The 19,751-nt window shown below is 61.9% G+C and carries 18 protein-coding genes; 15 read left to right on the top strand and 3 right to left on the bottom strand.

The annotated features are described in order from the left end of the window. The first annotated feature begins 67 nt into the window (after nt 1–67). The 15 genes from arc (at nt 68) to AC5RU3_RS05415 (ending at nt 17,477) form a co-directional block, all read left to right on the top strand. Nucleotides 68–1,834 (top strand): proteasome ATPase, encoded by a 1,767-nt coding sequence (gene arc, locus AC5RU3_RS05485; protein WP_309070418.1) that lies wholly within the window; start codon nt 68–70, stop codon nt 1,832–1,834. Between the two features lie 62 nt (nt 1,835–1,896). After that, entirely contained in the window at nt 1,897–3,480 is a 1,584-nt protein-coding gene (gene dop / locus AC5RU3_RS05480) for a depupylase/deamidase Dop (protein ID WP_493965149.1), read from the top strand. 38 nt (nt 3,481–3,518) lie between these two features. Then, complete coding sequence (locus AC5RU3_RS05475; protein ID WP_309070419.1) at nt 3,519–3,728, top strand: ubiquitin-like protein Pup; 210 nt, start codon at nt 3,519–3,521, stop codon at nt 3,726–3,728. Nucleotides 3,729–3,731: 3 nt separating this feature from the next. Then, nucleotides 3,732–4,553, top strand: coding sequence for a proteasome subunit beta (prcB, locus tag AC5RU3_RS05470; RefSeq protein ID WP_309070420.1), 822 nt, complete (start codon nt 3,732–3,734; stop codon nt 4,551–4,553). A gap of 2 nt (nt 4,554–4,555) precedes the next feature. After that, entirely contained in the window at nt 4,556–5,287 is a 732-nt protein-coding gene (gene prcA, locus AC5RU3_RS05465; protein WP_309070421.1) for a proteasome subunit alpha, read from the top strand. Continuing rightward, the gene (gene pafA / locus AC5RU3_RS05460; RefSeq protein WP_309070422.1) at nt 5,287–6,648 is read left to right on the top strand and encodes a Pup--protein ligase; all 1,362 of its coding nucleotides are present in this window, start codon (nt 5,287–5,289) and stop codon (nt 6,646–6,648) included. Before prcA ends, pafA begins: the two co-directional genes overlap by 1 nt. A gap of 129 nt (nt 6,649–6,777) precedes the next feature. Continuing rightward, on the top strand, nt 6,778–7,713 hold the full coding sequence (locus AC5RU3_RS05455; protein ID WP_493965000.1) for an FKBP-type peptidyl-prolyl cis-trans isomerase: 936 nt from the start codon (nt 6,778–6,780) through the stop codon (nt 7,711–7,713). Between the two features lie 10 nt (nt 7,714–7,723). After that, on the top strand, nt 7,724–8,119 hold the full coding sequence (locus tag AC5RU3_RS05450; protein ID WP_309070424.1) for an FKBP-type peptidyl-prolyl cis-trans isomerase: 396 nt from the start codon (nt 7,724–7,726) through the stop codon (nt 8,117–8,119). Nucleotides 8,120–8,160: 41 nt separating this feature from the next. After that, a complete protein-coding gene (locus AC5RU3_RS05445; RefSeq protein ID WP_493964999.1) occupies nt 8,161–10,197 on the top strand; it encodes a helix-turn-helix transcriptional regulator in 2,037 nt (678 codons plus the stop codon). 9 nt (nt 10,198–10,206) lie between these two features. Further along, nucleotides 10,207–10,539 carry a hypothetical protein gene (locus tag AC5RU3_RS05440; RefSeq protein WP_309070426.1) on the top strand — a complete coding sequence of 111 codons (333 nt, stop codon included), beginning with the start codon at nt 10,207–10,209 and terminating at the stop codon, nt 10,537–10,539. Between the two features lie 38 nt (nt 10,540–10,577). Further along, nucleotides 10,578–10,865: a Sec-independent protein translocase subunit TatA gene (gene tatA, locus AC5RU3_RS05435; protein WP_309070427.1), complete on the top strand. Its 288-nt coding sequence runs from the start codon at nt 10,578–10,580 to the stop codon at nt 10,863–10,865. A gap of 5 nt (nt 10,866–10,870) precedes the next feature. Beyond that, nucleotides 10,871–11,698, top strand: a complete 828-nt coding sequence (gene tatC, locus AC5RU3_RS05430; RefSeq protein WP_309070428.1) for a twin-arginine translocase subunit TatC — start codon at nt 10,871–10,873, stop codon at nt 11,696–11,698. A gap of 50 nt (nt 11,699–11,748) precedes the next feature. Continuing rightward, nucleotides 11,749–14,565: a DEAD/DEAH box helicase gene (locus tag AC5RU3_RS05425; protein WP_309070429.1), complete on the top strand. Its 2,817-nt coding sequence runs from the start codon at nt 11,749–11,751 to the stop codon at nt 14,563–14,565. Further along, nucleotides 14,562–16,220 carry an amidohydrolase gene (locus tag AC5RU3_RS05420; RefSeq protein ID WP_493964998.1) on the top strand — a complete coding sequence of 553 codons (1,659 nt, stop codon included), beginning with the start codon at nt 14,562–14,564 and terminating at the stop codon, nt 16,218–16,220. Before AC5RU3_RS05425 ends, AC5RU3_RS05420 begins: the two co-directional genes overlap by 4 nt. 522 nt (nt 16,221–16,742) lie before the next feature. Beyond that, nucleotides 16,743–17,477, top strand: a complete 735-nt coding sequence (locus tag AC5RU3_RS05415) for a polyprenol monophosphomannose synthase (protein ID WP_493964997.1) — start codon at nt 16,743–16,745, stop codon at nt 17,475–17,477. A gap of 103 nt (nt 17,478–17,580) precedes the next feature. Here AC5RU3_RS05415 and AC5RU3_RS05410 read toward each other — a convergent pair whose 3' ends face one another. The 3 genes from AC5RU3_RS05410 to AC5RU3_RS05400 form a co-directional block, all read right to left on the bottom strand. Beyond that, nucleotides 17,581–17,928, bottom strand: coding sequence for an RNA polymerase-binding protein RbpA (locus tag AC5RU3_RS05410; RefSeq protein ID WP_056549551.1), 348 nt, complete (start codon nt 17,926–17,928; stop codon nt 17,581–17,583). A 231-nt stretch (nt 17,929–18,159) separates the two neighbouring features. Then, nucleotides 18,160–19,104 (bottom strand): SPFH domain-containing protein, encoded by a 945-nt coding sequence (locus AC5RU3_RS05405; RefSeq protein ID WP_309072761.1) that lies wholly within the window; start codon nt 19,102–19,104, stop codon nt 18,160–18,162. Nucleotides 19,105–19,141: 37 nt separating this feature from the next. Next, complete coding sequence (locus AC5RU3_RS05400; RefSeq protein WP_309072762.1) at nt 19,142–19,621, bottom strand: NfeD family protein; 480 nt, start codon at nt 19,619–19,621, stop codon at nt 19,142–19,144. Between the last annotated feature and the right edge of the window lie 130 nt (nt 19,622–19,751).

Raw genomic sequence — 19,751 nt, 5'->3', positions numbered from 1 at the left:
AATCCGTTCTGCACTGCGCTATGGTCAAAAGGGAACGCAACAGACAACGGTGAAGGTGGCGATCGCGTTGGATACATCACACAACGACTCCGGAACACCCAAGTCAGCCCCGGAATCGCCCCGCACGCCCACTGATGGGCAGCTTGCTATGGCCCAGCGCCAGATCAATGTCCTGCGCGACAAGCTCAGGCACATCGACCGGCAGTTGGCAGCCGCCACACAGAACAACTCGAAGCTCGTCTCGGCCCTCGAAACCGCACGCACTGAGATCGTTCGCCTGAAGACAGCGCTCGAGAAGGAAGGCGCCGCGCCGTTCAGTTTCGCAACGGTCATCGAGGTGAACCCCCGCAGCTCGACTGTCGGCGGCAACGGAGCACAAGCGGCTCTGCAGGACAGCGCAGACATCTTCCAGTCCGGACGAAAACTTAGGGTCGCCATCAGTCCACTGGTCAACGTGGAGCAGGTCATGCCGGGGCAGGAGGTGCTGCTCAACGAATCCCTGACGATCGTCGCAGCACTTGCCTTCGAACGCGCCGGCGAACTGGTGACGATCAAGGAGCTGCTCGGCAAGGACAGGGTCCTCGTGATCGGCCGCGCCGATGAAGAGCGCGTGGTCCGTCTGAGCGGTCCGCTTCAGCAACAGAAAATCCGCGTCGGCGACGCGTTGTCCGTTGATAACAGGACCGGCTACGCCTTGGAGAAGATTGCGCGCAGTGAAGTCGAAAACCTCGTCCTCGAGGAAGTGCCGGACATCGCTTATGAGGACATTGGAGGGCTCGGACCGCAAATCGAGCAGATCCGCGATGCTGTCGAGCTACCGTTCCTTCATCCCGACCTCTACCGCGAGCACGGGCTGAAGGCGCCGAAGGGGATCCTTCTCTATGGTCCACCCGGGTGCGGTAAGACCCTGATTGCCAAAGCTGTAGCGAACTCGCTGGCGGCCAGGGCCATTGAACGCACGGGTTCAGAGGAAACCCGGAGTTACTTCCTCAACATCAAGGGTCCAGAGCTGCTCGACAAGTATGTCGGTGAGACGGAACGGCACATCCGGCTGATCTTTGCGCGTGCCCGGGAAAAGGCCTCGGATGGATCGCCCGTCGTCGTCTTCTTTGACGAGATGGACTCGCTTTTCCGGACGCGCGGCACCGGAGTCTCCTCCGATGTCGAGACCACCATCGTGCCCCAGCTGCTCAGTGAAATCGACGGCGTCGAAAAGCTTGAGAACGTCATCGTGATCGGTGCGTCCAACCGTGAGGACATGATCGATCCAGCCATCCTCCGGCCGGGGCGCCTTGACGTGAAAATCAAGATCCACCGCCCCGACGCGGAAGGCGCAGCGGAGATTTTCGCCAAATACATCACCGATGATCTGCCACTCCACCGGGACGACCTCGCTGAATACGGCGGAAGCGTCCCAGCGACTATCCAGGCGATGATCCGGCTGACGGTGGAGAAGATGTACTCGACCGAGAAGTCCAATGAGTACCTTGAGGTCACGTATGCCAATGGCGATACTGAGATGCTCTACTTCAAGGACTTCAATTCCGGCGCAGTGATCCAGAACGTTGTGGACCGTGCCAAGAAGAGTGCAATCAAAGACCTCCTGCTGAACGGCCAGAAGGGCCTGCGTATCGAACACCTCCTTCAGGCAGTTGTCGACGAGTTTCGTGAGCACGAGGACATGCCCAACACCACCAATCCGGACGATTGGGCTCGGATTTCCGGCAAGAAGGGCGAACGGATCACCTACATCCGCACGATCGTGCAGGGCAAGGCCGGCCAGGAGCCCGGGAAGACCATTGAGACAGCAGCCAACACAGGGCAGTATCTGTGACAGGAAAGCGTCCCGAACCTGCACCAACAACCGATGTGCCGCCACTGACTGTTCACCGGGTCATGGGCACGGAAACCGAATACGGAATCATTGCCCCGGGTATCTCCGACGCAAACGCGACCGTCCTGTCGACGCAGGTGGTCAATGCCTATGCGGCGACCCTGCGGGAAGGACTGGGCAACCTCGCCGGGACCCGCTGGGACTACACGGACGAGGCCCCACTGTCCGATGCCCGGGGTTGGCAGATGGGACGCGCGGCCGCGGACCCGTCACAGCTCACGGATGAGCCGCCGGTTCTGACGGCGGAGCAGATAGCGCTTGTTGATCAGGGATCCGGCGAACCGTCCGAGGACGCCGCGGTGCTGATGAATCTTGTCCTTGGGAACGGGGCAAGGCTCTACGTTGACCATGCGCACCCGGAATACTCGAGCCCCGAAGTGACGAGCCCGCTGGACGCCGTGCGATGGGACCGCGCAGGGGACGTAGTTGTCCAGCGGGCAATGGCACGTATTGCGGCAACGCCCGGCTTCTCGCCGGTGATCCTGTACAAAAACAACACCGACAGCAAGAGCGTCTCCTACGGGTCACACGAGAACTACCTCGTGCCGCGACACGTTCCATTCGGCAGGATCGCGGCCGCCCTGATCCCGTTTTTCGTCACGCGGCAAGTGATCTGCGGCGCGGGCCGGATCGGTATCGGCGCTGTAAACCAGCAGCCCGGCTTCCAGCTGAGCCAACGGGCTGACTTCTTTGAGAATGAAGTCGGCCTCGAGACAACAGTGCGGCGGCCGATCATCAACACCCGGGACGAGCCCCACGCGGTAGCCGAGAAGTATCGCCGCCTGCACGTAATCATCGGGGATGCGAACCTGAGCGAGGTGTCCAACTATCTGAAGCTGGGTACCACCTCGCTGATCCTCGGTCTGATAGAGAATGACCTCGTGCCCGTCCCGGAGATCGCCGATCCCGTCCGCGAGCTCCAGGCAGTCAGCCACGATCCCTCGTTGCGGCATCTTGTCACGCTGACCGACGGCCGTAAAGTGACGGCCGTGGACATTCAGGAGATGTACCTCGAAGCGGGCGCAGGTGCAGTGCGTGCGCAGGGCGGCGGGGATAAGCAAACCATGGACGTTCTCAGCCGTTGGGAGTCCCTGATCGCCACGCTCCGCAGGGAGCCGATGGAGGCTGCGCGCCAGGTCGACTGGATCGCGAAACTCAAAGTGCTGCAGGCGTACCGGGACCGGGATTCCCTCCAGTGGAATGATCCGCGACTGGCCCTTATCGACTTGCAGTACGCGGACCTTCGACCGGACAAGGGCATCTATTACAGGCTGGCCGCCAGAGGCGCGATGGAGAAGTTGGTGAGCAACGACGACGTCGTCGCGGCCGTCTCCGATCCTCCGCGGGATACGCGTGCCTACTTCCGTGGACGGTGTATCTCCTCCTTCCCCAATGAGGTTGTCGGTGCGAGTTGGGACTCCATCATCTTCGAACTGCCTTCGCAGCGCAGGCTGCAGCGCATCCAGACCAGGGAACCCCTCCGCGGAACAGCGGAACTGACCGAATCGCTGTTCGCCGGTTCGCGGACGGCTGAGGAATTTGTATCCCGCCTTCAGGGCGGTCCTGAACCCAGCATGGCACCATAGAAGTAGCCGATAAACGGCCGAAGAGAAGGGCTCTCATCATGGCAACACAGGACCAGCGGAACACCGGATCGCGCCCCGAGGAGCAGGACGAGGTCACGCCCGACCGAGCACCGGCACCGGCAGCGGACCAGTCGCAGGACAACAGCCAGACCGAAGGTGTCGATGATCTGCTCGATGAAATCGACGGTGTGCTTGAGTCGAATGCGGAGGAATTCGTCCGTGGATTTGTGCAGAAGGGCGGACAGTAACGCATGCTGCCGGAAGACGCGGCCTCAGCCATAGGCCGGGCCGCATCCACCTCTTTCTCCGACTACATCGCCGCACAGAATCCCGCCGCACTACCCTCTGCCCGCAATGCAGCGAATCATGCCGGAGCTGGCGTGGACCTGGCTCCCCATGCCACCACAATCGTTTCACTGACCTATGCCGGTGGTGTGCTCATGGCCGGTGACAGGCGGGCGACAATGGGAAACATCATCGCCAGCCGCCATATAGAGAAGGTTTTCCCCGCGGACACGTTCTCGGTGCTTGGGATTGCGGGCAGCGCCGGCATTGCTTTGGACATTACGCGTCTGTTCCAGGTTGAGCTGGAACACTACGAGAAAATCGAGGGCATGCGGATGAGCCTTGATGGGAAAGCCAACCGGCTCGCTGCCATGATCCGGGCGAACCTTCCGCTTGCCCTTCAGGGCCTGGCGGTTGTTCCTCTCTTCGCGGGGTTCGACACCACTCGCCGGGTCGGTCGGCTTTTCTCCTATGACGTCACCGGCGGACGTTACGAGGAGCAGGAACATCATTCGGTCGGTTCCGGTTCGGTTTTCGCGCGCGGCGCGCTCAAGAAGCTCTGGAAGCCGAACCTTGGAGAGGATGCTGCCGTGAAAGTGGCGGTGGAGTCGCTGTATGACGCGGCCGACGACGATTCGGCGACGGGGGGCCCCGACGTCGTGCGCCAGCTCTGGCCGGTGGTCTACACCGTGAACAGTGCGGGTGCCCGGCGCATCCCCGAGCGGAGCCTCGCAGAGGCGGCGGAGGAGATTATCGCATCACGGTCGGTATCAGGGCGGGAGGCCTAGCCATGACCCAACAGTTCTATGTTTCGCCCGAACAACTGATGAAGGACCGCGCCGATTTTGCGCGAAAGGGTATCGCACGCGGACGCTCCGTCATCGTTTTGACCTGCAGGGATGGCATTGCATTGGTTGCCGAGAATCCCTCACCTTCATTGCACAAGTTGGGCGAAATCTACGACCGCATCGCCTTCGCCGCCGTGGGGAAGTACAACGAGTTCGAGAGCCTCCGACAGGCCGGGGTGCGGTATGCGGACGTCAGGGGTTACTCCTACGACCGCGAAGACGTCACGGCTCGTGGACTGGCCAGTGTCTATGCGCAGAGCCTCGGAGCGGTCTTCACTGCTGAGAGTAAACCGTTTGAGGTGGAACTTGCGGTCGCTGAGGTCGGACACACCATCGGCCAGGATCACATCTATCGGTTGACCTTCGACGGCTCCATCGCCGATGAGTCAGGATTCATCGTGATGGGCGGCCAGGCGGATGCGGTGGTTGATGCGCTGAAGGGCCGCTGGAGCGCCGAGCAGGACTTCGCCGAAACTATCCGTGCTGCTGTTGACTCCCTCCGGCACGACGGCGGAACCTCCGCGGAGCCGCGGGCACAGCTGAGTTCGAGGACTCTCGAGGTCGCGGTGCTGGACCGAGACCCGCTCACCGCTCGCGGTACCGTCCGGGCCTTCCGTCGCATACCGGCACAGGATGTGGACGACATGCTGAGCAATGAACGAGTGTCCCTGTAATGGACCGCCGGATCTATGGGATCGAGACGGAATTCGGGATCGCCTACTCCGGTCCCAATTCTCGGCCTCTCTCGCCCGAGGAAGTTGCCCGTTACCTTTTTCGAAAGGTGGTGAGCTGGGGGAGGTCATCGAATGTCTTCCTCACCAATGGTTCCCGTCTCTACCTGGATGTCGGTTCTCATCCGGAGTACGCCACGGCCGAGTGCGACGACGTTGCGCAGCTGATAGCGCATGATCGTGCGGGCGAACTCATCCTCGAGGACCTGATCGCCGAAGCCCAGCGCAAGCTTGGTCAGGAGGGATATGACGGCCGGGTCTATCTCTTCAAGAACAACACGGATTCCGCAGGTAACTCCTACGGCTCCCATGAGAACTACCTCATCCCGCGCAAGCTGGAATTCTCCCGCCTGTCCGACATTCTGATTCCGTTCCTCGTCACCCGGCAGTTGCTGGTCGGGGCGGGGAAGGTGCTGAAGACCCAGTCCGGTTCCCTTTACGCCTTTTCCCAGCGGGCAGACCACATTTGGGAAGGGGTTTCGTCAGCTACAACCCGGTCCCGGCCCATCATCAACACCCGCGATGAACCGCACGCTGATGCGGAGTTCTACCGGCGGCTCCACGTCATCGCCGGGGACTCGAACATGTCCGAGACAACGACTTTGCTGAAGGTAGCGTCAGTTGACCTCATTCTCCGCATGATCGAGGCCGGCGTCATCATGCGGGACTTCCGTCTCGAGAATCCCATCCGGAGCATCCGGGAAATCTCGCACGACCTCACTGGCCGCCAGCCGCTGAAACTGGCCAACGGCCGACGAGTATCTGCCCTCGATATCCAGCATGAGTACCTCAGCCGCGCCCGGGCGTTCGTGCAGGCTGAAGGCGCGCACACGCCCCACCTTCCACGCGTACTTGAACTCTGGGAGCGAGCCTTGCGCGCAGTGGAGACGGACAACCACGCCCTGATCGATCGGGAGATTGACTGGGCAATCAAAAAGAAGCTGATTGACCGCTACATGGAACGCAATAATTTGGACCTGGATTCTGCGAGGGTTGCCCAACTGGACCTTACGTACCACGACATCTCCCGGACACGCGGTCTGTTCTTCATGCTGCAGGCCCGCGGAGAGACGGAGCGCGTGGTCGATGACGTCGAGATCAAGGCCGCAGTTGACGTTCCACCTCAGTCCACCCGTGCCCGTTTGCGGGGCGAGTTTGTTCGCCGCGCGAAGGAAGCAAACCGGGATTTCACCGTCGACTGGGTGCACCTGAAGCTCAACGATCGGGCACAGCAGACGATCCTCTGCAAGGATCCATTCGCGTCCGAGGACGAGCGCGTGACAGCGCTTCTCGAGCATTTGTAAGCATCCCTGCGTCAACCGGCACGGGAGAAAGTTTGCTGCCCAACCCGTTAGGGTAGGTAAGTCCGGTGCCGAAAGGACGACCGGCGGGACCGCGGAACCGCGTTCTCCATCCCACTTGAAAGAAATACTGTGAGAAAAGTATTAGCATTCCTGCTGCCCGCGATGCTGTTCCTGACCGGCTGCGGCGGCGCAAGTACCCCGGCGGACTTTGAAGACGCCGGCAAGACGGCAGGCGCTGCCGAGACACTCGAGTCCATCGAGGTCACAGATGCCGGGCCCGACGCCGCTCCAGAGGTTGAGTTCGACGCTCCGCTCGACATCACAGAGCAGGGGGCCCGTACCGTGACCGAAGGTAACGGCGCCGTCATCGAGGTCGGCCAGAACGTGAAAGTTCACGTCCTCTCCCTGAATCCTGAGGACGGCAGCCGAATTCAGGATTCGTACGAGGCAGGCGCCCCGCAAACGTTGCCGCTCGATGAAGAGCTCCAAGAGGTGTACCCGTCCCTCTATGAAGTAATGCTTGGATCCACGGTGGGTTCCCAGATTGCCTTCGCCATCCCCGCGGTTGAGGAACAGCCCCAGTCGCAGAAAGTTCTTCTCGTTCTGCAGGTGATCAGTGCAGAGAACCCGCCGAAGAAGCTCTCTTCCGAGGAAGTCGCCGAGCTCGAGGAAGCTGGTCAGCTTCCCACTGTGACACTCGACGGCGAAGGCGTGCCATCGATCGAGTTCCCGGAGAATGAGGCTCCGGCTGACCTCGTGGTCAAGGTCATCGAAGAGGGTACCGGCGAAGAGATCACGGAAGCTGACACCATCGCCGCCAATTACACCGGGTGGTCATGGCAGGGTGAGCAGTTCGATTCGAGTTTCGAACGCGGCGAGCCCTCGGAGTTCCCGCTCAGCGGTGTCATCCCCGGCTGGACCCAGGGACTGTCGGGGTTGAAGGCCGGTTCGAAGGTTCTGTTGGTGATTCCGTCCGAGATGGCTTACGGTGACCAGCCCCAGCAGGGACCGGCCGGACCGCTGGCCTTCTATGTAGAGATCGTTGAAAAAGTAGCCGCACAGTAAAGGAGCCGCCATGTCGTTCGGACAGCGCGAATACGACCGCACCAAACCCGAGGTCGATTTCCCCGGAGACGACCTGCCCGAGGACCTTGTCATCAGGGACCTCATTGAGGGCACCGGCCGGGAGGCCCAGGCCGGGGACACTGTCTCCGCCCACTACGTCGGGGTAGCCTTCTCAACCGGGGAGGAGTTTGACTCCTCCTGGAACCGCGGTACGCCGCTGGATTTCCGCATCGGCGTCGGGCAGGTCATCCAGGGTTGGGACCAGGGAATTCCCGGTATGAAGGTCGGCGGTCGGCGCCGCCTCGAGATTCCGCCGCACCTTGCCTACGGTGACCGCGGTGCCGGCTCGGCGATCGCGCCGGGCGAATCCCTCATCTTCGTCGTGGACCTGATGGGCGTTCGCTAACACCATCAAAGGCCAGGGGCGGGCAGCAACTCTCATTCGGGATGCTTGCCCGCCCTTCGTCGTCGTTGGGTCCCGTCGAGAAGGGTATTCTTGCCACCGTGTCAGCGAAACGAACAGAGCGTCTGCTCACCCTGGTGATGCTGCTCCTGTCTACCCGGCGGGGCTGGACGAAGGAGGAGTTGTTTCGCGAGATTGAGCAGTACGAACAGGCTTCCACGCCGGCAGCGCGTGAGAAGCTGTTCGACCGGGACAAGGCGACGCTCCGTGAACAGGGCATCCCGCTTGAGTCGTTTACTGAAGACTCGTTGTTCGAAAATGACAACACGTCAACCCGTTACCGGATAGATGCCGAGGACTACCGTCTCCCGGGCATGAGCTTTACGGCTCCAGAATCAGCAGCACTGACTATTGCTGCAGGAATGTGGGAAGAAGCCTCACTCGGATCAGCCGCCTCCCGCGCGCTACGGAAGCTGCAGGGCAGGGGAGTGGATGCGGAGCCTGTGCCCGCTTCCCCTATCGATGCACGGATCCGCACGAATGAACCGTTCTGGGATGAGCTCTGGCAGGCTACGAGCGGACGTCGGGTGATCCGGTTTGGATATCGTGCGGCAAGCACAGGCGAGGAGCGGGAACGCACAGTACAGCCATGGGGCATGGGAAGTAGGTTCGGGCACTGGTACCTCGTCGGATTCGACGTTGATCGTCAGGCAGAGCGCTGGTTCCGCCTAACGCGCATGACGACGCCGCCCGCCGTGCAGCCTGGGAGCTACACGGTACCTCCGGAATTCTCCATGTCCGCTTCCCTCGCCACCCTCGCCTCAGGACAGACAGGCCTGCACGCCACGGTCGCAGTCAGGACGGGAACCTGTCATATTCTCCGGGCTCGTCCGGGCGCTACGACAACTGAGCGGGGTGACGGGTGGGACACACTCGAATACACCTATACAGATCAAGCAACGGCAGCTGGGGAGATTGCGTCGTTCGGACAGAACGCGCAGGCTCTGTCCCCGCAGCCACTCGTGGCGGAAGTCCTGCGCCGGCTCGAGAGTGCTGCCCGGGCGCTCAGGGAAGCGCCGCCGACGTTCTCCTTCAGTGAAGACGCACCGCCCCGGTCCGCGGTGAGCCATGCCGTATCAACGGAGGACCGGCTACTACGACTGCTCGACCTCGTTCCATATCTCCTCAATCATCCGGGAGTGGAAGTGGCCGAGGCTGCCCGTGCCTTCGGTGTCTCACCGTCCCAGCTCATCCGGGACGTCGAACTGCTCTTTGTGAGCGGTCCACGTTTCTATCCGGACGGCCTGATCGACATCCACCTCGACGACGACCGGATTCACATCACTGATCCACAGTCGCTCGGTGACCCTATCCGTTTCGGACTGGACGAGGTGTGCGCCCTCCTGGTGGGCCTCGACACACTCATCAACCTGCCGGGGCTTCCCGATGACTCCGCGGTCCGGTCCGCGAGCGAGAAGCTGCGCAGCGGGGCAGGAGACGCCGCACGAATGAATGAGTCCATCGCCGCCCGAGTTACAGAGGATGAAGTAGCTCCCGTCCTCGCGACGGTGCGTGCCGGAATCGAGCAACGCAAACAACTTCACCTGCGGTACGTCGTGCCTGCCCGCGACGAGGTGACCGAAAGGAATGTGGAGCCCCTCAGGGCCTTCCTGCATGACGACATCTGGTATCTGGACGCCTGGTGTCACCGTGCCCGCGGACGGCGAAACTTCCGGTTGGACCGCATGCAGCAGGTCGATGTGACCGACCTGCCCGCCACAGCCGAGGCCGAGTCACCCCCTGTCATCTTTGACCCGTCCACTGCTGATCAAACGGTGGTTCTAGTACTTGGCGCCGGTGCCCGGTGGATTGCCCAGTCATATTCCGCTGTACGGACCGCCGAGACCAATGACGGCAGGCTTGCCGCGGAGATCCGCCTCAATACAACCGGACGGCTTCCCAGCCTGGTAGCCAGCCTCGGGGGTGAATGCACGGTGGTGATGCCCGGGGATGCTCGGAAGAATGCGCTCAGCTTCGTGGATGCTGCCCTGAACGTCTACGGGCAGCACGGCTCCAACTAGACTTGGAACATGGAATGGTGGACGTGGATTCTCTTGTGGCTGGCCCTTGCCGCGCTGGCACTGATCTTTCTGGGTTTCCTCGCATGGCGGATCTTCCGCGGCTTCACCGGTGTGATGGACGAGCTGGGGCGGGCGTCCGAGCTGCTTTCGCCTGACTCCGTTACGCACCTGGAATCCGGCTCCCGCCCTATACCGCTCGCCATCTTCGAAACTCCCGCCGCTGTGCGTGCTGAAAACTCCCGTGCAGCGCGGCTCCGGCAGTGGCAGCGCCTTGAGCGCAGAGTACGACGGCGGTCCCTTCGAGGCCAGCCCCAGCGCCTGCGTGATTTACCGCACCTATGACCTAGACTTGAACCAGAATCACCGAGAGGACAATCGCCATGCAGATTCAGGGTTGGCACATACTTATCATCATCGTCATCGCGATCCTCCTGTTTGGTGCCCCCAAACTGCCGGGTCTGGCTCGCAGCGTCGGACAGTCGCTGAGGATCTTCAAGTCGGAAGTCCGGCAGATGAAGGAAGAGAACGGGTCGGACGATCCAGACGGATCTCCGGTCGAGGGACGCGTGGTGAACCAGCCGCGCCACGACGACACCTCGCACTCCCGCGATCCTCACCATGGGACCACCCGTTCCTCGGGCCCGGGTAACACTCCGTCCTCCAACTGAGCGCTATGGCGCGGGTGAAAGGGCGCAAAGCCAATCCTGAAGGGCGCATGGCGCTCAAGGAACACCTCATCGAGGCGCGCAATAGGCTGTTCAAGTCCGCGATTGCCGTGGTGGTGGGCACCGTCGTCGGGTTCTTCATCTACAACCCGGTGCTTGAGGCAATGTCCAAGCCGGTTCGTGACATCAACGAGATCGAGGGCCGCAATGCGGCGCTGAATTTCGACGGCGTTGGGTCGCCATTCGATCTGATGATCCAGATCTCGGTGTTTCTCGGCCTCGTCATTGCCAGTCCCGTCTGGCTGTATCAGTTATGGGCTTTCATCACGCCCGGGCTGAAGGTGAAAGAGCGCCGCATAGCCCTCGGTTTCATCGCCGTCGCCGTTCCGCTGTTCATTGCCGGTCTGGGGCTGGCTTGGTTGATACTTCCAAGCGCAGTACGGGTGTTGACCGATTTCACCCCTGAAGGCTTTGCAAACCTCATCACCGTTCCGGTGTACATAACCTTCCTTCTGCGGCTCATGCTCGCGTTCGGCATAGCCTTCCTCCTCCCGGTGGTGCTCTTCGGACTCAATCTCGTCGGCATCATCAAGGGCAAGCAGGTTCTGAAGTCCTGGCGCATCACTGTCTTCCTCATCTGCCTCTTCGCAGCAATGGCTGCGCCGGGCGGCGATGCCATGAGCATGTTCTATCTGGCCGTGCCGCTGCTGTTGCTTTTCTTTGTGGCAATCGCACTCTGCCTCATGAATGACAAGCGCCGCGACAAGCGAAACGCAGCCCGCGAGGCTGACATAGAGGCGAATGCCGACAGGGCATCGAGCATCGACGACCTCTGAGCCCTGCGCGGTTGCAGTAGCCTGACCTTCCGAGAGTCTAGGCTTGATCCATGACCTCCCCAGCCGAGCGGTATCAGGCAGCGCAGGCACGCAATCGATACGCGAGAACCCGACTCCACCAGTTCGAGCAAACCCTCGGTTTCGACCTCGACGAGTTCCAGCGGGAAGCCTGCACATCCCTTGAGGCCGGCAGGGGAGTGCTGGTCGCGGCGCCCACCGGTGCAGGGAAGACCGTCGTCGGTGAATTCGCCATCTTCATGGCGCTCAGCGATCATCTGAAGGCCTTTTACACCACACCCATCAAGGCACTCAGCAATCAGAAGTACGCTGAGCTGGCCGCTGTCCACGGCGCTGACCAGGTCGGTCTGTTGACCGGAGATACCAGCATCAATCCCGAAGCCCCCGTCGTCGTCATGACCACGGAAGTTCTCCGCAACATGCTGTACGCGGACTCCGACACACTCGCGGGTCTGGGCTACGTCGTCATGGACGAGGTGCACTATCTAGCTGACCGGTTCAGGGGGGCCGTATGGGAAGAAGTGATTATTCATCTGCCCACCGAGGTCAAGGTGGTTTCCCTGAGCGCGACGGTCTCCAACGCCGAGGAGTTCGGTGCGTGGCTCCATACCGTGCGGGGGGACACCGATGTTGTGGTCTCAGAGCACCGGCCCGTTCCGCTCTGGCAGCACGTGATGGTTGGCCAGCAACTGCTTGACCTGTTCGCCGGTGAAGTGGCCTTCGATGAAGCAGCAGCTGAAGGTTCGTCAAGCGGCGCCGAAGAAAAGTTTGCTGTCAACCCGGAACTGCTTGATCTCGCGACCACCGAAACGCGGCTTAACCAGAGGGCTCGTTGGGGCTCCGGCCCCAAGCGAGGACGCAATGGCCAAAGCCGGTACCAGCAACCGCAGACTGCCGTGCGGAGAGCGAGCCGCCCGCAGGTAATCGCCGCATTGGATCGGGAAGGCCTCCTGCCGGCGATCACCTTCATCTTCTCTCGCAACGGCTGTGAGGGTGCAGTCACCCAGTGTCTGGACGCCGGATTATGGCTGACGACGGAATACGAGCGCGGCATCATCAGTGACCGTATCGAGGAAGCAACCCTCGATATTCCCGAGGAAGACCTTGAAGTTCTCGGCTTCTGGTCCTGGCGGGAAGGTCTCATCCGGGGGTTCGCGGCGCACCACGCCGGAATGCTTCCCACCTTCAAGGAAGTGGTGGAGAAACTCTTCGAGGAGGGCCTCGTCAAGGCGGTCTTCGCAACAGAGACGCTGGCGCTCGGCGTCAATATGCCCGCCCGATCGGTGGTCCTCGAGAAGCTCGACAAGTTCAACGGGGAAGCCCACGTGAACATCACGGCGGGGGAGTACACACAGCTCACCGGACGGGCAGGGCGACGCGGAATCGATGTGGAGGGTCACGCCGTCGTTCTGTGGCAGCCCGGCACGGACCCGGGCGCGGTCGCCGGTCTGGCTTCCCGCCGTACGTACCCGCTCAATTCCAGCTTCCGTCCCACCTACAACATGAGCATCAACCTCATCTCGCAGTTCGGGCAGCACCGGACCCGCGAGATTCTGGAAACCTCGTTCGCCCAATTCCAGGCAGATCGCTCCGTCGTGGGGCTCGCGCGTCAGGTGCGCACGCGTGAAGAATCCCTCAAGGGGTATGCAGACGCGATGACTTGCCACCTGGGCGATTTCCCGGAGTACTCGGCGATCCGGCGAGAGCTGTCCGACCTCGAGGCTGCGGCCTCGAAGGCCGGCGCCAGGAACCGGCGCAGCGCGGCCGCGGCGTCATTGGAAGCGCTTCGGCCCGGCGATGTCGTCGATATTCCCGCGGGGCGGGTAGCCGGCTACGCGGTCGTTCTCGCGGGGGACACGGCGCGCGATCCGCGTCCGACCGTTCTGACCCTCGAGAAGCACGTCCGGCGGCTGTCGGTGCAGGATCTCGATGGTCCGGTCGAGGTCCTGTCGCGTCTGCGGGTACCCAAGCAGTTCGATGCCCGCAAGCCGAAGGACCGCCGCGATCTCGCCGCGTCCCTTCGGAACTCGCTCAACGATCGGCGTCCCCCCACCTCAAGGACACCGGTCGAATTTCAGACCGTCGGAAGCGAGCGGCAGGAGAAGGCCATTGCCGACCTGCGCCGTCGACTCCGCGCCCACCCCTGTCATGGTTGCAGCGACCGCGAAAACCATGCCCGCTGGGCTGAACGGTGGTGGAAGCTGCGGCGGGAGACGGACCGGATAGCCCAGCAGATCCAGGGCCGCACAAACACCATCGCGAAGACGTTTGACCGGGTATCCGAGGTTCTGCTCAGCTACGGCTATCTGCAGGAACACGAAGAGCAGGGCCTCGCAATTACTCCAGCCGGCCAGAAGCTTCGTCGGATCTACGGTGAAAAGGATCTCCTGATCGCACTGTCCCTCGAGAACGGTGCCTTCAATGACCTTGATGCCGCCGAGCTTGCCGCCCTTGCGTCGGCGCTCGTGTACCAGGCCAAGCGGGAGGAGCGCGGTCTGCGTCCACGCATGCCGTCCGTCTCGCTGGAGACGTCCGTTGATGTCGTGATCCGGCAATGGTCCCGCTTGACCGACCTTGAGGAGCAGTACCGCCTCACTGTTACGAGTGAACCGGACTTCGGCCTGATGTGGCCGATCTATAAATGGGCTCGCGGAAAAGGGCTGCAGAGCGCGTTGCAGGGAACCGATCTCGCGGCCGGCGATTTCGTGCGCTGGGCGAAGCAGATTATCGATCTCATCGACCAGCTCGCAAAGGTGCCCGACCTGCCTCCCGGCTTCCGCCGCCTCTGCATCAACTCGATCGACCTCATCCGACGCGGCGTAGTCGCATACTCTGCCGTGACGGAATGAACACTCCCAACCCGAAAGTCGTACCTGTGCCAGCACAAGATCCCAAGCCCGTCCTGTACCGCAACGGCTCCGTCTACAGCGCCGCCGATCCCTTCGCCACCGCCATGCTGGTTACGGGCGACACGGTGGCGTGGGTCGGATCCGAGCACGCGGCGGCCGCGCTGGCTGACAGCAGCATGGACGTGATCGACCTACAGGGCGCGCTCATTGCCCCCGGCTTTGTCGACTCCCATGTGCACACCACCGAGACGGGATTGGCGCTGACCTCGCTCGACCTTACCGCGGTGAATAGTCTTGCCGAACTATTGGAGCTGGTAGCCGGCGCAGCCGCTGATACTACTGGAACGATTCTAGGCAACGGGTGGGACGAGTCGCGGTGGTCTGAGCGCCGGCCGCCCACGGCGGCAGAGCTCGAGAATGCGTCCGGCGGCCGGGATGTCTACCTCGTCCGCGCTGATGTGCACTCCGCTGTCGTCTCCGCGTCTTTGGCCGGGCGGCTCTCCCTACAGAACCACGATGGGTGGGACGACGGTTTCATTGTACGGGACGCCCACTTCGCAGTCCGGTCTGCGGTGCGGAATCTGAGCATCGGTGAAAGGGACAAGCTTCAGCGCGCGGCACTCGATCACGCGGCCGCGCACGGGATCGTTGCAGTCGTCGAGATGGCTGCTCCGCATATCGCCCCGCGCGAGGACGTCCTGGCGTTGCTCGAACGCGACGGTGCATACCCGGAAGTTCTCGCCTACTGGGGGCAAAGGGCCACCTCCGAGGAGGAGCTGCTCGGCATCCTCCAGGGCTTCGACGGTCGCATCCTGGGCCTCGGCGGCGACCTCAACGTCGACGGCTCCATCGGCTCGCACACTGCCCGCATGAGGGTTCCGTACGCTGATGCGCCGCACAGCTGCGGAAGCACTTTCATGCACGAGGACGACGTCGCCGCCCACCTCTCAGCAGCAACCTCGGCAGGATTGCAGGCGGGCTTCCACGTTATCGGCGACGAAGGACTGGACACTGTGATCGCCGGACTGGAGAAGACCGCAGTCATCCACGGGGTCGAAAAGGTCCGGGCTTCGCGGCACCGGCTGGAGCACGTCGAAATGGCCGATGATAATGCTATTCAGAAACTCGCCCATTTCGGAACAATTGTGAGCGCCCAGCCGGGATTCGACGCGCTGTGGGGTGCACCTGGCGGGCTGTACGAACAGCGCCTGGGCCCGGACAGGTACACGCCGATGAACAGGGTGGGCAGCCTACTGAGCCAGGGGGTGCCGGTGTGCCTTGGTTCTGACTCTCCCGTCACCCGCATGTCTCCCTGGCAGTCCGTCCGTGCGTGCATCGCGCATGCCAGCCCCGAGGAGCGGATTTCCGCCCGGGCGGCATTTCTTGCGCACACGCGAGCAGGCTGGCGTGCAGTAGGCGCGGAGAATCCGCTCCTCGGTCAACTCGTCCCAGGAGCGCCCGCGTCCTATGCGGTGTGGGAGGTCGATGAGTTGATGGTCCAGACGCCGGACAGTCGGGTCCAGTCCTGGAGCACGGATCCGCGCGCCGGAACCCCGTTGCTTCCGGCTCTCGATTCCGCGAAAGAGCCACGATGCCTGCAGACCATGCACAAGGGGGTCCAGCTCTTCGCTGACGACAGCCTTACCCACCGGTAACCTCGGTCCTGATCTAATCAACCCCGGCGGCCTACCGGGCGCTCCGCTGACCTGCACGAATACCTAAAACCGCACGTCAGGACGCTGTTGACACCTCCTCCACAGCCCGTAAGCTGTTAGATCTACGGGTCGTACTCCGGCATCCCGGATAGACCTGACCGAGCCACCGCATACTGCGACGCCAAAGGGGACGAAAGACGTGAATGTTAGGCTCTTTCGCGCGGTGGAAGGCTTGGTACTCACAAACGGGTAGGTTTGCACGTCAGTAGAAAACAGCGCCGATCAATTGATCACTGCTGGCCCGAAGGCGTGCAAGCCTACCCGCGAGCACATCGCTGGCCCTTCCCATCCAAGTTGCTGGCCCTTCCATCCTGGGCAGTGCCTTCAAGCTTCGCGGCTCTTGAGCCGCGCGGGAAATCGGCGGGTGAGGCGTGCACTTGGCATCTGCCTATACTGGGAAGCCCGTCCCGGTTCACCGAGCTGCTGCGCGCCTGCGCACCTGCCCCATCGAAAGGTTCTTGAGTGCGCGTTGTTACGATCATTCCCACCTACAACGAGCGCCAATCACTTCCCCTGACTCTTGACCGGCTCCGGGCAGCCGTACCGCACTCCGACGTTCTCGTGGTGGACGACAACAGTCCTGACGGCACAGGGGAGCTGGCGGACGCGATAGCAGCGAACGATTCAGCCGTTCATGTCCTGCATCGGCAGGGCAAGGAGGGTCTCGGTGCCGCGTACATCGCCGGTTTCCGGTGGGCGCTTGACCGTGAATACGACGTTCTCGTCGAGATGGATGCCGACGGATCGCATCAGCCGGAGCAGCTTCCCTCGTTGCTCGATGCAGTCCCCGGTGCTCATCTTGTAATTGGCTCCCGATGGGTTCCGGGCGGCTCAGTTGTCAACTGGCCGTTCCATCGCAAGCTGCTCTCACGCGCCGGTAGCTTGTACTCGCGCACAATGCTTGGTCTGTCGGTGCGCGACATTACCGCCGGCTACCGTGCCTTCCGCCGTGAGACCCTTGAGAGCATTGACCTGTCCACCGTTGATTCCGTCGGATACGGTTTTCAAGTCGATATGACGTTCAGGGTGGCGCTGCAAGGACTGCGCATCGTTGAAGTGCCAATCACCTTCGTCGAACGCGAATATGGCGATTCCAAGATGAGCGGAAACATCGTCTTCGAAGCCATCGCCAACGTCACACGATGGGGGATAGCCGCGCGGTGGGCGGCACTGACTGGGCGCCCAGCACGCACATAGACATGCCTTCCGTGCTGACAAAGGGACGCGCACCCTAGTTCGGCAGCGTGATGAACAGAAAAAGCCCGGGTACTTCCACGAAGTACCCGGGCTTCCTGCGATATTAGGCGGAGCGGCGCTCTCCGCGGCGCTCACGAAGGATGTTCAGCCGATCCTCGAGGATCTGCTCCAGTTCTTCCATGGAACGGCGCTCAAGAAGCATGTCCCAGTGTGTGCGGACGGGCTTGTCTCCGGAGGTGTCCGGACGCTCCCCATCAACGAGTAGCGCCTCCTTGCCGGTCTTGGAAACCCATACCGGAGGAATCTCTGCTTCGGCGGCGAAGGTTACGAAAACGCGCTCTCCGTCCTCGCAACGGTATTCAACGCGTTGGCGAGGCGCGGGCTCGACACCGGATTCGGTCTCCATACTCTGGGCGCCAAGGCGCATGCCCCGCAGGCTACGGTCGCTCATTTTTTCTCCCTAACTACGTTCGGCATCCTGGATTCCCAGGGCCTCTGCCGCACACTCAAAGTGCACGACGCCACAGCGCTCAGGCCGTGTTACCTCAGGTATAACGCCGTGGAGCGGCCGTCTGTTCCCATTCGGTGCCCACATCCGGCAAACACCCCACTATACCGAAGGGAGGCACGGAATCCCCAATTCGGCCTCTGGACAGGGACGCGCTCCGGTTACGCCGCTGCTTCAGGAACGGGTCCCGTCCTGCACTGTGAAGGGGGAGTCACTCTCAGTATCCTCACGGTCTTGGCCGCCGAGCACGTTGCCGATGCCCTTTAGCGCTTCCCCTACTTCACTGGGGATGATCCACAACTTGTTGGAGTTACCCTCTGCGAGCTTCGGCAGCGTCTGAAGGTACTGATATGCGAGAAGCTTCTGGGACGGGTTGCCCTTGTGGATGGCGTCGAAGACCTTCTGGATTGCCTGTGCTTCGCCGTCGGCCCTGAGAATTGCGGCTTTGGCATCGCCTTCGGCAGCGAGGATCGCAGCCTGGCGTTGCCCTTCAGCCGTGAGAATCTGGGACTGCTTCGTGCCTTCGGCGGTCAGGATGGCAGCGCGGCGGTCGCGCTCGGCCCGCATTTGCTTCTCCATCGAGTCCTGGATGGAGTGGGGCGGATCGATGGCCTTGAGTTCAACCCGTGAGACCCGGATGCCCCAGCGGCCGGTTGCATCATCGAGGACCCCCCGAAGCTGCCCGTTGATCTGGTCACGTGAAGTCAGTGCCTCTTCCAGGTTCAGCCCGCCGACCACGTTGCGAAGGGTGGTGGTCGTGAGCTGCTCTACTGCCTGGATGTAGTTGGCGATCTCGTAGGTAGCGGCGCGGGCGTCGGTGACCTGAAAGTAAACCACCGTGTCAATGGACACGACCAGGTTGTCCTCGGTGATCACTGGCTGCGGAGGGAACGACACAACCTGTTCACGTAGGTCGAGGAGTGGCAGAAGCCGGTCAACGAACGGGATCAGGATGGTAAGTCCCGGCTGCAGTGTTCGCTGGTACTTTCCGAGGCGTTCAACCACGCCGGCGCGGGCCTGCGGGATGATCCGTACGGATTTCACCAGAACGACCAGGACAAAAACGATCAGAACAATCAGGACGATGGTGAGTCCGATTGTGCCTGAATCTGTGAACATGGTTCCCCTTGTGTTGTGGATAGTGCCTGATCGCGGTTCAGGAGGCGGTTATGGGTCCGCTCTCAGCTTGTTGTATACCAACGACGACGGCGGTGGCCCCGTCGATGCGGGAGACAGTAACCCGGCTGCCGGCGGGCAGCGATGACCCGTCCGCGGTACGTGCGGTCCAGGTGTCGCCGCCGATCTTGACGGTCCCGGTCAAAGAGGTCACCGGCTCAAGCGCCAGCGCATGCTCGCCGATGAGCCGGTCGATGTTGCTCAATTGCTCCGCGGATCCGCGCTTAAGGTGCTTCAGCGCCACAGGACGGACGAGGAGCACCATCAGAAGTGAGACTACGCAGAAAATGACAACCTGGATGAAGAAGGTTGCCCCAGCCAGCGCCCCGACGATGCCGGCAAGAGCACCCGTGGCGAGCATGAGAAAGAACAGATCGAGGGTCAGGGTCTCAACCGCGGCGAGCCCGAGCATGAGCACAAGCCACAGGACCCAAGTGTTCTGTACAAGCCAATCGAGCATCGCGGTTCCCCTCAGTTGCGGCCCCGGTCATCGGCGCTCTCATCAAGCCCTGCTGTGCACAAACCGTTGCCTTCTACCATCATGCCAAAACCGAAGCACGAAATATAGCCTTCGGGGAATATCCTGCCTT

Source organism: Arthrobacter sp. MDB1-55 (genome assembly GCF_059092925.1).
This window is presented reverse-complemented; position numbering and strand designations above follow the sequence as displayed.